Source organism: Sphingopyxis sp. H053 (genome assembly GCF_001468225.1).
GTDB lineage: Bacteria > Pseudomonadota > Alphaproteobacteria > Sphingomonadales > Sphingomonadaceae > Sphingopyxis.
Genome location: NZ_LNRU01000004.1, coordinates 13,991 through 27,164, shown reverse-complemented (window position 1 = coordinate 27,164; position 13,174 = coordinate 13,991). Strand labels below are relative to the sequence as shown.

The 13,174-nt window shown below is 65.5% G+C and carries 8 protein-coding genes; 4 read left to right on the top strand and 4 right to left on the bottom strand.

Features of this window, described 5'->3' with window-relative positions; all coding sequences use genetic code 11:
• Positions 1–27: 27 nt before the first annotated feature.
• The 3 genes from pbpC (at position 28) to ATE70_RS08180 (ending at position 4,405) form a co-directional block, all read left to right on the top strand.
• Positions 28–2,166 carry a penicillin-binding protein 1C gene (gene pbpC, locus ATE70_RS08190; protein WP_058537463.1) on the top strand — a complete coding sequence of 713 codons (2,139 nt, stop codon included), beginning with the start codon at positions 28–30 and terminating at the stop codon, positions 2,164–2,166.
• Between the two features lie 124 nt (positions 2,167–2,290).
• Positions 2,291–3,829 (top strand): amino acid permease, encoded by a 1,539-nt coding sequence (locus ATE70_RS08185; RefSeq protein ID WP_058537462.1) that lies wholly within the window; start codon positions 2,291–2,293, stop codon positions 3,827–3,829.
• A 222-nt stretch (positions 3,830–4,051) separates the two neighbouring features.
• Complete coding sequence (locus tag ATE70_RS08180; RefSeq protein ID WP_058537461.1) at positions 4,052–4,405, top strand: contact-dependent growth inhibition system immunity protein; 354 nt, start codon at positions 4,052–4,054, stop codon at positions 4,403–4,405.
• Positions 4,406–4,460: 55 nt separating this feature from the next.
• On the opposite strand, the gene ATE70_RS08175 is transcribed toward ATE70_RS08180, so the two are convergent.
• From ATE70_RS08175 to ATE70_RS08160, 4 genes are all read right to left on the bottom strand, one after another.
• A complete protein-coding gene (locus ATE70_RS08175; protein WP_058537460.1) occupies positions 4,461–5,705 on the bottom strand; it encodes a multidrug effflux MFS transporter in 1,245 nt (414 codons plus the stop codon).
• Between the two features lie 142 nt (positions 5,706–5,847).
• Positions 5,848–6,150, bottom strand: a complete 303-nt coding sequence (locus tag ATE70_RS08170; RefSeq protein WP_058537459.1) for a hypothetical protein — start codon at positions 6,148–6,150, stop codon at positions 5,848–5,850.
• 26 nt (positions 6,151–6,176) lie between these two features.
• Positions 6,177–9,056: a M16 family metallopeptidase gene (locus ATE70_RS08165; RefSeq protein WP_058537458.1), complete on the bottom strand. Its 2,880-nt coding sequence runs from the start codon at positions 9,054–9,056 to the stop codon at positions 6,177–6,179.
• Between the two features lie 95 nt (positions 9,057–9,151).
• On the bottom strand, positions 9,152–11,308 hold the full coding sequence (locus ATE70_RS08160; RefSeq protein ID WP_197411414.1) for an acylase: 2,157 nt from the start codon (positions 11,306–11,308) through the stop codon (positions 9,152–9,154).
• Positions 11,309–11,463: 155 nt separating this feature from the next.
• Between ATE70_RS08160 and ATE70_RS08155 the strand changes: the two genes are divergently transcribed.
• Positions 11,464–13,032, top strand: a complete 1,569-nt coding sequence (locus ATE70_RS08155) for a leucyl aminopeptidase (protein ID WP_231732571.1) — start codon at positions 11,464–11,466, stop codon at positions 13,030–13,032.
• Positions 13,033–13,174: the final 142 nt, after the last annotated feature.

Genomic DNA, 13,174 nt, shown 5'->3' with positions numbered 1-13,174 from the left:
AGGAGGATTTTTTGGGCCTTTCGATAAATGACGCCCCGCAAACGTCGCTGGTTTGATGCTCTGGCGTGGACGGCCCTCGCCCTGCTCGTCCTCGTCACCGCTGCTCACCTCCTCACCCGTCCCCCGGCAATGCCCGCCTTCGACGCAGTCCGCGCCGACTGGCGCCCAAGCGAAGCGTGGCTTTACGACCGCGACGGCCAGTTGCTCGACAGCGAGCGCGTCAATTTCGAACGCCGCCGCCTCGCATGGGTGCCGCTGAACCAGATCAGCCCCGCGGTCCGCACCGCCGTCGTACAAAGCGAAGACCGCCGCTTCTGGTCGCACGGCGGGGTCGACTGGCTCGCCATCGCCAGCGCCGCCCGCGCGCGCCTCACGATGGGGGGCCCCGGCGACCGCTCGCGCGGCGCCTCGACGCTGCCGATGCAGCTCGCCGCCTTCCTCGATCCCAGCCTCGCGCAGCCCGGCAAGCGCGACTGGGGGACCAAGCTCCGCCAGATGCGCGCGGGGCAGGCGCTCGCGGCAAACTGGTCGCACGAACAGATGCTCGAGGCCTATTTCAACCTCCTCCCCCTGCGCGGCGAGGCGCAGGGTATCGGCGCGGGCGCGCAAAGCCTGTTCGGCAAGAAACCCGCCGAGCTGAACCGCACCGATGCCGCCTTGTTCGCGGGCCTCCTCCCCAACCCCGCCGCCAGCGCCGAAGCACTCGGTCGCCGCGCGTGCCGCATCGCGCAGACAAAGGACTGCACCGCAATCCGCGCCGCCGCCGCGACGCTTGTTTCGGGCGAACATGCCGCGCGCTTCGACCCCGCGCTCGCGCCACATCTTGCCGTCCGCCTGCTCGACAAGCCCGGCAAGCGCGTCACCACGACGATCGACCGCGGCATCCAGGCCGCCGCGATCGTCGCGCTGCGCCGCCAGCTCGCGGGGCTCGGCTCGGACCGTGTGCGCGACGGCGCGGTCGTCGTGCTCGACAATGCCACCGGCGAAGTGCTCGCCTATGTCGGCGGCGTCGGGCTCAAATCGACCGCGGCGTCGGTCGACGGCGCGAATGCGCGGCGGCAAGCGGGTTCGACATTGAAGCCGCATCTCTATGCGCAGGTGATCGAACATGGCTGGCTCACCGCCGCGTCGATCCTCGACGACAGCCCGGTCCAGCTCGACACCGCCTCGGGCCTCTACGTCCCCAAGAATTATGACCACAGCTTCAAGGGCCCAGTCAGCGTCCGCCACGCCCTAGCCAGCTCACTCAACGTCCCCGCGGTCCGCGCACTCGTCATCGACGACGTCCAGCAGTTCCGCGACCGCCTCTGGGCCTTGGGCTACCACGGCCTTGTCGAGGACGGCGAATATTACGGCTTCAGCCTCGCACTCGGCTCGGCCGAAGTGTCGCTCGTCGAACAAGCGAACGCCTTCCGCACCTTCGCCAACCTTGGCCGCTATGCCCCCGTCCATTTCCTGCGCGGCGAAAAAGCGGAAGAGGCGCGCCAGATCGTCAGCCCTGCCGCCGCCTTCATCGTCGGCGACATCCTCGCCGACGCCGCCGCCCGCACCGACGCTTTCGGCGCCGATAGCGCGCTTCGCCTCCCCTTCTGGGCCGCGGCCAAGACCGGCACGTCAAAAGGCATGCGCGACAATTGGTGCATCGGCTGGTCCGACCGCTTCACCGTCGCTGTCTGGGTCGGCAATCTCGAGGGCGATTCGATGCGCGCCGTCTCGGGCACCTCGGGCGCCGCGCCGGTGTGGCGCGACGTGATGATGGCGCTCCACGCCGGCCGCCCCGGAAAGCCGCCCGCGATGCCCGAAGGCGTCGAGGCGCGCCGGATCAGCCTCCCCGGCACGCGCGAGCCCCCGCGCCGCGAATATTTCCTCGCCGGCACCGCGCAGACCGAAATGGCGGCCGCGCCGCAGGCGGCGCGCCGCCCGCGCATCACCAGCCCGGTCAGCGGCAGCGTTTATGCGCTCGATCCCGACATCCCGATCGACCGTCAGCGGCTCGCGGTCATCGTCAGCGGATCGGTCGCCGGATACCGGCTGATCCTCGACAAGACACCGCTCGGTGATGCCGATGCGGGGCAGCAAATCCTGCCGCGCCCCGGCGCCCATATGCTGACGCTGGTTGATCCAGGCGGCCGAATGATTGACCGAGTGCGCTTTACCGTACGGTAAGCGGCCTTGGTCCCCGTCGAATGCAGCGTTGACCCCATGAAATTAAGTTGCGCTGGCGTGCGGAGCGGCTAGTCTGCCCCGCCATGAGACGGGCGGCAGTTCAGCCGCTCCCAAGGGGAAGATTATGCTATTTGACCGCGTAAAGTCGTTGGATGCCATTTTGGCGACAGCGGAGAAAAAGTCGCTTACGCGCACGCTCGGGGCCTTTCAGCTCACCATGCTGGGGATCGGCGCCGTCATCGGGACCGGGATTTTCGTTTTGACCGCCGAGGCCGCGCAAAAAGCCGGCCCGGGCATGATGATCAGCTTCATCATCGCCGGCTTCGTCTGCGCTTTCGCGGCGCTCTGCTACGCCGAAATGGCCTCGATGGTCCCCGTGTCGGGCTCGGCTTACACCTATAGCTACGCCGTGATGGGCGAACTGATCGCATGGATGGTCGGCTGGGCGCTGATCCTCGAATATGCGGTCGCCGCGGGCGCCGTTTCGGTCGGCTGGTCGGGCTATGTTGTCGGCTTGATTGAAAATGCCTTCAACATAGACATACCTTCTACCTTGGTGCTCGGGCCATATGACGGCGGCATGATTAACCTGCCCGCGATGTTCATCGCCGGCCTCGTCACCATGCTTCTGGTCATCGGCACCCGCGAATCGGCGACGGTCAATGCGTTTCTCGTGGTCATCAAGGTTGCGGCGCTGACGCTGTTCGTCGTCCTCGCGGTTCCCGTGATGAATATGGAGAATTTCGAACCCTTCGCGCCGCTCGGCTTCGGCGGTATCGGCGCCGCCGCGGCGTCGATCTTCTTCGCTTATGTGGGCTTCGACGCGGTCTCGACCGCCGCCGAGGAAACCAAAAATCCACAGCGCAACATGCCGATCGGCCTGATCGGCAGCCTCGCGATCTGCACCATCTTCTACCTGCTCGTCGCCGCCGGCGTCATCGGCTCGGTCGGCGCACAGCCGGTCGGCATCGATGCGGCAGGCGCCCATGCGCTCGAACCAGGCAGCCGCGAACTCGCCGCTGCCTGCGCCGCGATGGGCGATCAGGCGGTGGTCTGTTCGAAGGAAGCGCTGGCGTGGACACTGCGTGAAATCGGCTGGCCGCAGGTCGGCAATCTGATCGGCCTCGCTGCCGGTCTCGCGCTGCCGTCGGTCATCCTGATGATGATGTTCGGCCAGACCCGCATCTTCTTCGTGATGAGCCGCGACGGCCTGTTGCCGAAAGCCTTCTCTAAGATCCATCCGAAGTTCAACACGCCGCACGTGATCACGATCATCACGGGCATCGCGGTCGCGCTGTTCGCCGCCTTCTTCCCTGTCGGGCAGCTGGCGAACATCTCGAACTCGGGCACGCTCTTCGCCTTTGCCGCGGTGTCGATCGCGGTGATGGTGATCCGCCGGACCGATCCCGGCCGCCACCGTCCGTTCAAGACGCCGCTGATCTATATCACGGCACCGATCGCGATCGCGGGCTGTCTGTATCTCTTCTTCAACCTCGACCAGAAGAGCATCAACCTCTTCCTGATCTGGGCGGGTATCGGCCTCGTCGTCTACTTCGCCTACAGCCGCTCGCGCAGCCATGTGGGTCAGGGCCATATCGAGGTGCACGAGGACGACCCCGACGCACCGCCGCCGCCGGTCCCTCCGGCCCCGTCGTTCAACTGACGGTTCGAACCTAAAGGGAAAGGGGGCTTCGGCCCCCTTTCTTTTTTGGCGAGTGCATCGAACAGATCCACAGCTGCTAACCACCGATTACGAACTCTCCAACAGGGCTGACTCGGGGTCCATGACTTGAGCACTGCGGTGGATCCCGGATCAAGTCCGGGATGACGAAGGACTGGAAACGACCGATTGCAGACACCATGGAAGCGTGGCAACTTCGTTTTCATGGGTAGGGCAAGACAGGAACGACGCAAGTTTGCGGAGGAGCAGTGGCCGCTGCTCTCGAATCTTATGACCTGCTATTTCAATCAAGATTTCGACATCATCCACGGCTCTTTGACGGGCGCCATTAATGCGGCGTTACATGACGGCTCACTTGAACATAGGCGCGCCGTTCTTAAAGAATGGCGCGATTGGAACGCTTCTGAGGGGGCCGTGAACGATATTCGTCCGTCCTTGCATGACGGATTTTCGGTTGCCATCTGGTTCGACGAGCCGATCGATGCCCGAAACTTCATGAACCGTATCTACGATGGACTGATGGAACGAGTGAGGGCGGAAACGCGCGACTACGGCTGAACGTCCGCTTTTTGCCCCAAAACGGACGGTCGCCGGCTGCTAGCCAACATAATCGTCAGTACGGACTTTTCGGCGCCGTTCCCGGCCGGGTGAACAGCTTGCCGCGCTCGGCCCAGAAGACGAGCGCGAGACCGACGACCGCGCTGATCAGGAAGGCATAGGCCAGCGGCAGTGTCGATCCGTCATATTGCTGGCCGATCGTCGCACCGACGGTCGCCGCGAGCAAAGTCTTGGCAAAGCTCTGATACGACGACGCGACGCCGGCCATATGGCCGAAATCCTCCATCGCGATCGACCCGAAATTGCTGCCGATAAAGCCGACGAGGCCGACGTTGACCATCATCAACGCGGTGAACATCCAAAGCGTCTCGACCCCGCTCAGCGCCGCGACGATCTGCAGGATCGAGGTCGCCATGAAGGCGAAGACCGCCGCCTGCGATACGCGGCGCGCACCGAAACGCTCGACGATCGCGGCGTTCGAGAAATTGGCGATCGCAATACCCACCGCGACGCACGCGAAGATCAGCGGGAACATCGCCTGCGCGCCGAACACTTCGGCAATGATCTGCTCGCTGCTGTTGAGATAGCCATAGAGTGCGCCCTGCATCATCCCCGAGGCGATCATATAGCCCGCGGCGCGGCGATGCCGCGTCACCGTCGCCCAGCCCGCGACCATCGTCTTGAGGTCGAGCGGGCGGACATCGGCGGGGTCGAGCGTCTCGGGAAGCCGGCGGAGCCAAAACAGCATGACGATCGACATCACCGCCAGCACGACGAAGATCGCGCGCCAGCCCGCCACCGCCGCGATCCCGGCGCCGATCGTCGGCGCGATGATCGGTACGATCATGAAGACGAGGAAGATCAGCGACAGCCGCTTCGCCATCGCATCGCCCGCGAACAGGTCGCGGATCACCGCGACGACGATGACGCCAAGCGCCGCGCTGACCAGCCCGTGGATGAAACGCAGCACGAGCAGCATCGCGAAACTGGTCGCGAGGCCGCAACCGATCGAGAGTGCGAGATAGGCGAACAGCGCGGGGACGAGCACGCCCTTGCGCCCGAACCGGTCCGACAGCGGGCCGTACAGCAGCGAACCGAAGCCGATACCGAGCAGGTAGACCGAGATGACATGCTGACGATCATTGGCGACGGTGACGCCCAGCGCCTCGCCGATCGCGGGCAGCGCGGGCAGCATCGAATCGATGGCGAGCGCGTTGAGCGCCATGACCATCGCCATCATGACCACCATCTCACGGTCGCCCGGCAGGCTCCGTTGGGGGGATTGGGCCGGCTTGTGCATGGCGGCAGCCTATGCGCCCATGCCGCCGCTTTGGATAGCCCCCAATGGTCCACAGAGCCAAAGGGCATTGCTATGCAAAGCAAAAGGGCCGCCCGCTCCCTTCGCAGGAGTGGACGGCCCTTCGCTTTTCGTGAGGCGTGGCTCAGCCCTGGCGGGTGCCGGTCATCGCCATCGAACCGAACGCACCGGCCTTGATCGTGCCGGTCAGCGCGTCGCCGTCGATCGTCGCTTCGCATTCGAGCGTCATCGGCATCGGCACCTTCATGTTCATGGTCCAGGTCAGCTTGTTGCCGTCGACCTTGCCATTTTCGACGTCGAGCGCGCCCATCGCGCCGGCGTTCTGGCCGGTGAAGCCGCCGCCGTCGCTGTTCACGGTAAAGACCGACTTCTGGTCGCCCATCGGCGACTTGGTTACGCAATCATAGCTGCCATCGACTTGGGACATATGGGCTCTCCTTACTGAAACTGATGTTAGTTATCGAGGGACACCGTTTCCACCGGCAGACCCAATCCGTCAAGCTGCGGTTTTACCACCGCGGCATCGCCGACGACGACATAGACCAGACCGTCGGTGCTGAGCGCCTTGCGCGCCGCCGCGTCGATTTCGGCCGCGGTCATCGCTTCATAGGTGGCGGGCAGCGTCTCGTAATAATTGTCGGGGCGGCCGAACTTGACGATCTGCCGGATTCCGCCGAGCACGTCGCCCGAGGTTTCGAAGCTGCCGGGCAGTTCGCGGACGCTGCCGTTGATCGTGCGTTCGAGCTCTTCCTTCGTCACGCCCTTGTCGCCGAGGAAACTCTTGAGGTCGCTCTGCAGCTCCTTGATCGAATCGCCCGTGCGATCGGCCTGCACCGGCGCCGCGGCGACCCAGGTGAGCCGGTCCTGATCGCCCGAAATGCGGCTGCGCACGCCATAGGACCAGCCCTTGGTCTCGCGCAAATTGGTGTTGAAGCGCGACAGGAAATTGCCGCCGAAAATATCGTTCGCCGACCGCAAAATCTCAAGATCGTCGCCGCCCTTGGCGTCGAGCACCTTGCCCGCGAGGATCACCGACTGCGGCGACTTCGGCCGGTCGAACAGCAGGATGCGTGGGCGTGGCGCCGGGATCGCGATCTCGAAATGCTTGACCGGTTTCGCGGTCGCGGGCGCCTGCCACTGGCCGAGCGTCGTATCGAGCTGTTTCTTCACTTCGGCGAGCGTCGTGTCGCCAACGACGAACACGCGCGCATTGTCGGGACGGATCCACGCCGAATGGAACGCCGCAAGCTGGCCCTGCGTCACCGCCGCCACCGATTTCGCGTTGCCAAGTCCCGACGGCGGGATGCCATAAGGATGGTCGGCGCCGTACAGCACCGGCGTCAAAATGCGCGACGCGATTGCGTTCGGATTGTTGAGTTCGGCCTTCAGCCGGTTGAGCTGCTGCGCCCGAACGCGCTCGAGTTCCTTGGAGTCGAACGCCGGGTTGCGAATATAGTCGGCGAGCAGGCTCAGCGAGGCGCCGAGGTTCGGTTTCAGCGCGAACAGGCTGAACACCGTTTCGTCGGCATTGGCGGTTCCGTCGATCTGCGCGCCCAGCCGCTCCTTCGCTTCGGCAAAGGCGATCGAATCGAGGCTCGTCGTGCCCTCGTCCATCAGGCTGAGCATCAGCGACTGGGTGCCCAATGCATTGTGCGGATCGGCGGCATAGCCCGCGTCGAAGCTGACCGCGACATTGACCGTCGGCACCGTCGTGCGCCGCGCGAAAACGACTTCGACGCCGTTCTTGAGCTTGGTGCGTTCGATCGCCGGGAAGTCGAGCGCCTTGAGGTCGGCGACCGCGGGCAGCTGCGAACGGTCGGCGAACGACGAAACACCGCCCGTATCGGGGCCGACGTCGCCCAGCGCCTCGTTCCAGTAACGGTCGGGCTGGACCGGTGCGGCCACCTTGCCGCCCGTCACGGCGCCGCCGCGATTCTCCCCGCCCTCGGTGCGCTCGCCTGGGGTATAGGTCAGCGAGAAAGCCGGGCGCGAAAGCCATTTGTTGGCGACTGCCTTGACCTGTTCGGGGGTCGCCTTCGCCATCCGGTCGAGCTCGACCTTATAATAGGCGGGATTGTTCGAATAGAGCGCGCCCTCGGCCAGCGTCACCGCCTTGCCGCCGAAACCGCCGACCGATTCGAGCCCGGAGATGGTGCCCGCCAGATAGCTCGCCGCGGTGCGCTGCAACTCGTCCGCGGTCGGCCCGCTGGCGAGGAAGCTCGCGATTTCGGCGTCGAGCCGCGATGCGACGAGCTGGGGGTCGACGCCCGGCTTCACATCGGCCTGCACCAGCAATATGCCGGCATCTTCGAACGGCTGCGCCGCCGCCGAAACGCTCACCGCGACCGGGTCCTTGCGCACCAGCGCATTGTCGAGCCGCGACGATGACAGGCCGCCGAGCACCCCCATCGCCATCTGCAGCGGCACCGCCTCGGGATCGTTGAGGCCGGGGATCGCCCACATGCGATAGATGCGCGTCGTGGGAACGAGGTCCTTGACCTCTTTCGCCAGCGGCGCGGGCAGCGTCGGGATCGACGTTTTGGGCGCCGCGATTTCGGGGCCGCGCGGGATGTCGCCGAACCATTCCTGCACCTTGGCTTTTGCAGTGGCGACGTTCACGTCGCCCGCGAGCACGAGCACGGCGTTGTTCGGGCCGTAATTGTCGGTGAACCACTTTTTCACGTCGCCGAGGCTCGCCGAATTGAGGTCGCCCATCGAACCGATCGTGCTGTGGTGATAGGGGTGTCCGGTCGGGAAGAGATTCTCGAAAATCTCGTAGCGCAGCAGGCCATAGGGGTTGTTGTCGCCCTGGCGCTTCTCATTCTGGACGACGCCGCGCTGGTTATCGAGCTTTTCCTGCGTCACCGCGCCGAGCAGATGCCCCATGCGGTCGCTTTCGAGGAACAGCGCGCGGTCGAGCGCGCCGGTCGGCACCGTCTCGAAATAATTGGTGCGGTCGACGTTGGTCGTGCCGTTGCTGTCGGTCGCGCCGACCTGTTGCAGCGGTTCGAAAAAGTCGCCCGGCGAATTTTCCGACCCGTTGAACATCAGATGTTCGAACAGATGCGCAAAGCCCGTTTTGCCCTTCGGCTCATGCTTCGACCCGACGCGATACCACACCGACACCGCGACGACGGGCGCCTTGCGGTCCTCGTGCACGATCACGCGCAGGCCATTGTCGAGCGTGAACGCCTCGTACGGAATATCGACCGCCTTCACGAGATCCGCGATCGGTGCGGGGTTGGCGGCCTTCGCCTTGGCGAGCGCGGGGCCCGCGGCGACAAGCGACGTGGTGACCGCCAGAGCGAGCGCGAAACGATGGAAACGGGGCATGAAAATCCTCTTGTTCGGGCGCAGGCTCTATGCCCGCGTGCGACCGGATGCCGGACGGCACTGTATCAATGGTTTAGGACAGCAGCATCGGGCTTTCAAGGTCGATAGAAGCGCGCCCCGCTCGCTTTCAGCGCCGCCGGATCGAACAGCACGGGCTTGAGCTTGTGCGCCACGAACAGCGGCGCCTGATCATTATAGTGCGGGCTGCCCGGCCGCGTCGTCGCCGACCCGAAAGGCTGGATCGATTCGGACCGGACCCGGCCCTCGGCATCCCACGTCACGAACATGATGAAGCTGTCGCCGTGGCGCACCTTCAGCCGCCCGTCGGGTTCGGCATCCCACAAGGTCGACGCGCGCACCGTGTCGTTGCCGCCATCGAGCGGCAGGTCGACGCGGTTCGCTCCCTCGCCATGCCGGAGGCGCAATACGGTCCCGAGCTTCGGATCGAGCCCGTCGAAATGATCCTGCAGATGCGCGACCGTCTCTTTCAATATCGTGCGCGGATCGGGCGCGGCGCGGCGCTGGTAATGGCTGCCGTTCGCCGGGCGCAGAACCATCAACGCCAGCGCGTCGCCCTTCCCCCTGCCGTCGAGGTTCCAGTCCCAGCGGCGGAGCAGGTTCTGGGCCTCGCGAAGCGCCGGGTCGCCTTTCGTGTCGAGCGCGAGCACGCGGTTCATCCACGCCTTCGCATAGCCCGTCTTTGCATAGGCGGTGTCATATTTGATCGCCTTCAGCCGCGCCTCGTCGATCTGCCCCGACGCCTCGAACAGCTCGATCAGCCGCGTCGCGCGGTTGGTCATATCGTCCTCGATGCCGAGCAGTGGCGAAAAGGCCGCGGCGTCGAGCTCGTCGCCCGGCCCCGCCGCGACCCACGGCGTGTTGTTCGCGTTCATCACATAGCCCGAGCGCGGATTGACCAGCGCGGGCACGCGGTCGAACGGCAGCGTCTGCGTCCACAGATCCGCCGACGTGTCACCGGGCAGCACGCCGCGCCAGTTGAACCCCGGCTGCCGGTCGGGGAACATCGCATTATAGAAAAGCCCGATATTGCCCTTCGCATCGGCGTAGATGAAATTGGTCGCGGGCACGCCCTGCCCCGCCATCGCGGCGCGCCACTCGGCGAAGCTCTTCGCCTTGTTCAGCCGGTAATATTGGGTGACCATATTCGCCTGATCGATCCCCGCATAGCGGATCGCGAACGCGCCCTTTTCATTCTTCACCACCGGCCCGTGGACCGAGCGCCAGGTGGTGCGCGGGATCGGCAGCACGAACGGGCCGACTTTGACCTTCAGCCAGATGCGCTTCTTTTCGAGCGGCCGCCATTGGCCGTCGAAGCGATAATTTTCGCCGCTGTCGTCGAGCACCAGCTTGTAGACATCGATCAGATCGGGCCGGTTCACCGTATTCGTCCAGCCGAGATATTTATTGTGGCCGAGGAACGGATAGGGCGAGCCGGGGAAGTTCGCGCCGGCGAAATCCCAGCCTTCCTCCGAATGGACGACCAATTCGTACCATGCAACGCCGCCCGTCCACGGCTGGTGCGAGTTCGACACAAGCCGCGTCGCGCCGTCGGTCGAGCGCGCCGGCGCAACCGCCATGCCGTTCGATCCATTGTCGGCGGGATCGGTGCCGACCGGGGTCAGTTCGCGCGGGACCAGCTTGCCCGTCGCATCGAGTGCCGGCCCGCCCTCGCGCCCGATCGCCTTGCCTTCGACGAGCGACCCCAGCACCGAATCGAGCCCGAAGAAAAAGGGCGAGCGCAGCACGAAACCCGCAACGACATCCTCGCCGGTCGCGGGGAACAGCCCCGACAGGCGCACCTCGCCGGGATGCTTCTCTGCATAATGATTGAGCCCCGCGGCATAGGCCGTGAACAGCGCCCTTACATCCTGGGGCAGCCGCGGCCAGTCGCGCGCCGTCGTCGCGCGGACGCCGAGAAGCGCTTCGGCATAGTCGATCTTCGCGCCATCCTCGCCCAGCATCGCGCCCGCGCGGCCGCGCGTCATCGCAAGCACTTCCTGCAAGGTCGAGAAATCATCCTCGGCGTGCGCGTAGGCAACGCCATAAGCGACGTCGGCGTCGGTCTTGCCGAAGATATGCGGCACACCGAATTTGTCGCGCGCAATCCGAACGTCGGCGGGCTTGAATGCGGGCGCGGCGGGCGCTTCGGCGGTCAGCGGCTCCCAGAGCGCGAGCGACGCGGCGGTGAGCACCAGCAGCAGCAGGAATCCCAGCAAAATCCGTCGCAGCATCTCTGGTCCTCTTCGCACCTGGTCCGGCGCATCTGTGGCGGCCATGTCGTCCGATGGCAAGCGACTGTCGTTCGTCGAGGCGGATTTGCGGGCACGCCGCACACGGCTATGTAGGGTGCAGGTCATTGAACAACGGGGATTATCGAACCATGCGCATGAAATGCCTGCTCCTTTCCGCTTGCCTGTCGCTCACCCTCGCGCCCGCCGCGATGGCGCAGACTACCGCCGGATCGGGCGTCGTTCCGGCAACCGTCGGCAATAGTGCCGAGCGCGCGATCGGCTTCGCACCCAACGCTCCGGCAGGCGCTGCGCTCGTCATCGTGATGACCGACGCCGCCCTGCCGCCGCTCGACGGAATCGCGCTGGGCGCTGCCGAGCGCACGGCGATCACCGCCGCGATCGCTGCAGCGAGCTTCGACGGTAAGGCGGGCACGACATTGTCGCTGCGCGGTATCGGCGCGTACCCGCGCATCCTGCTCGTCGGCGCGGGTGCCACCCCCTCTTCGCTCGCGCTCGCCGAAGCGGGCGGCAAGGCCGCGCAGGAACTCAAGAGCGAAGCGCAGCCCGTGGCCATCGCGGGTGCCTTCGGCGACGTCTCGGCCGCCGATGTCGCCTATGGCTTCGCGCTCGGCCAATATCGCTTCGACCGCTACAAGACCGTCGACAAAAAGGCACCGCCGACGGGCGCGGTGACGTTTGTCGGCGCCAATCCGTCGGGCGCCGAAACCGCGTTCGCCAATCGCTGGAAACCACTCGTCGAAGGCGTGCGCCTGTCGCGCGATCTCGCCAACGAGCCCGCGAACGTCATCTATCCCGAAAGCTTCGTCGCGCGCGTGCGCGAAACGCTGGCGGGCACGCCGGGCGTCAGCATCGAGGTGCTCGACGAAGCCGCGATGCGCAAACTCGGCATGGGAACGCTCGTCGGCGTCGGCCAGGGCAGCCCGCGCGGGTCGCGGCTGCTGCTTATCCGCTATCGCGGCGCCGGTTCGCCCGACGCGCCGACGGCCTTCGTCGGCAAGGGCATCACCTTCGATTCGGGCGGCCTGTCGCTGAAACCCGGCGCCGGAATGGGCAATATGAAGGGCGATATGTCGGGCGCCGCATCGGTGATGGGCGCGGTTGTCTCGCTCGCCAAATCGCGCGCACCGGTGCATGTCGTCGGCGTCGCGGCGCTCGCCGAGAATATGCCCGACGGCAATGCGCAGCGTCCGGGCGACGTGACCCGCACCATGTCGGGCAAGACGATCGAGATGGTCAACGCCGACGCCGAAGGGCGCCTCGTCCTTGCCGATGCCAATGAATATGTCGCCAAAGCCTATCGGCCCATCGCGATCGTCAACATCGCGACGCTCACCGGTGCGGTCGTCGGCGCGCTCGACAACAGCTATGCGGGCCTCTTCGCGCGCGACGAGGCGCTCGCGGCGCGCCTGATCGCCGCCGGCACCGCGAGCGGCGAGGAATTGTGGCGCCTGCCGCTCCACAAGGATTATGCCGAGCGGATGAAGTCCGACATCGCCGACATCCGCAACTCCGCGACCGGGCAGGGACCGGGCGCGAGCCTCGGCGCGCATTTCATCGGCTTCTTCGTCGACGAGGCGACGCCGTGGGCGCATCTCGACATCGCCGGGGTCAACCGCTCCGAAAAGGCGACCTCGCTCGTCCCCAAGGGAATGACGGGCTTCGGCGTGCGGCTGCTCGACCAGCTTGCGCGTAGCGGGGAGTGACGCCCTCATTCCCGTTCGTGTCGAGCGAAGTCGAGACACCGTGAAGGCGTGTGCCACGATGGGCATCGCGACTTCGCTCGATGCGAACGGAACTGGTAGCAAGCCCCTTGTGTTGCCAAATAGCAACACTATCTTGCTCGGC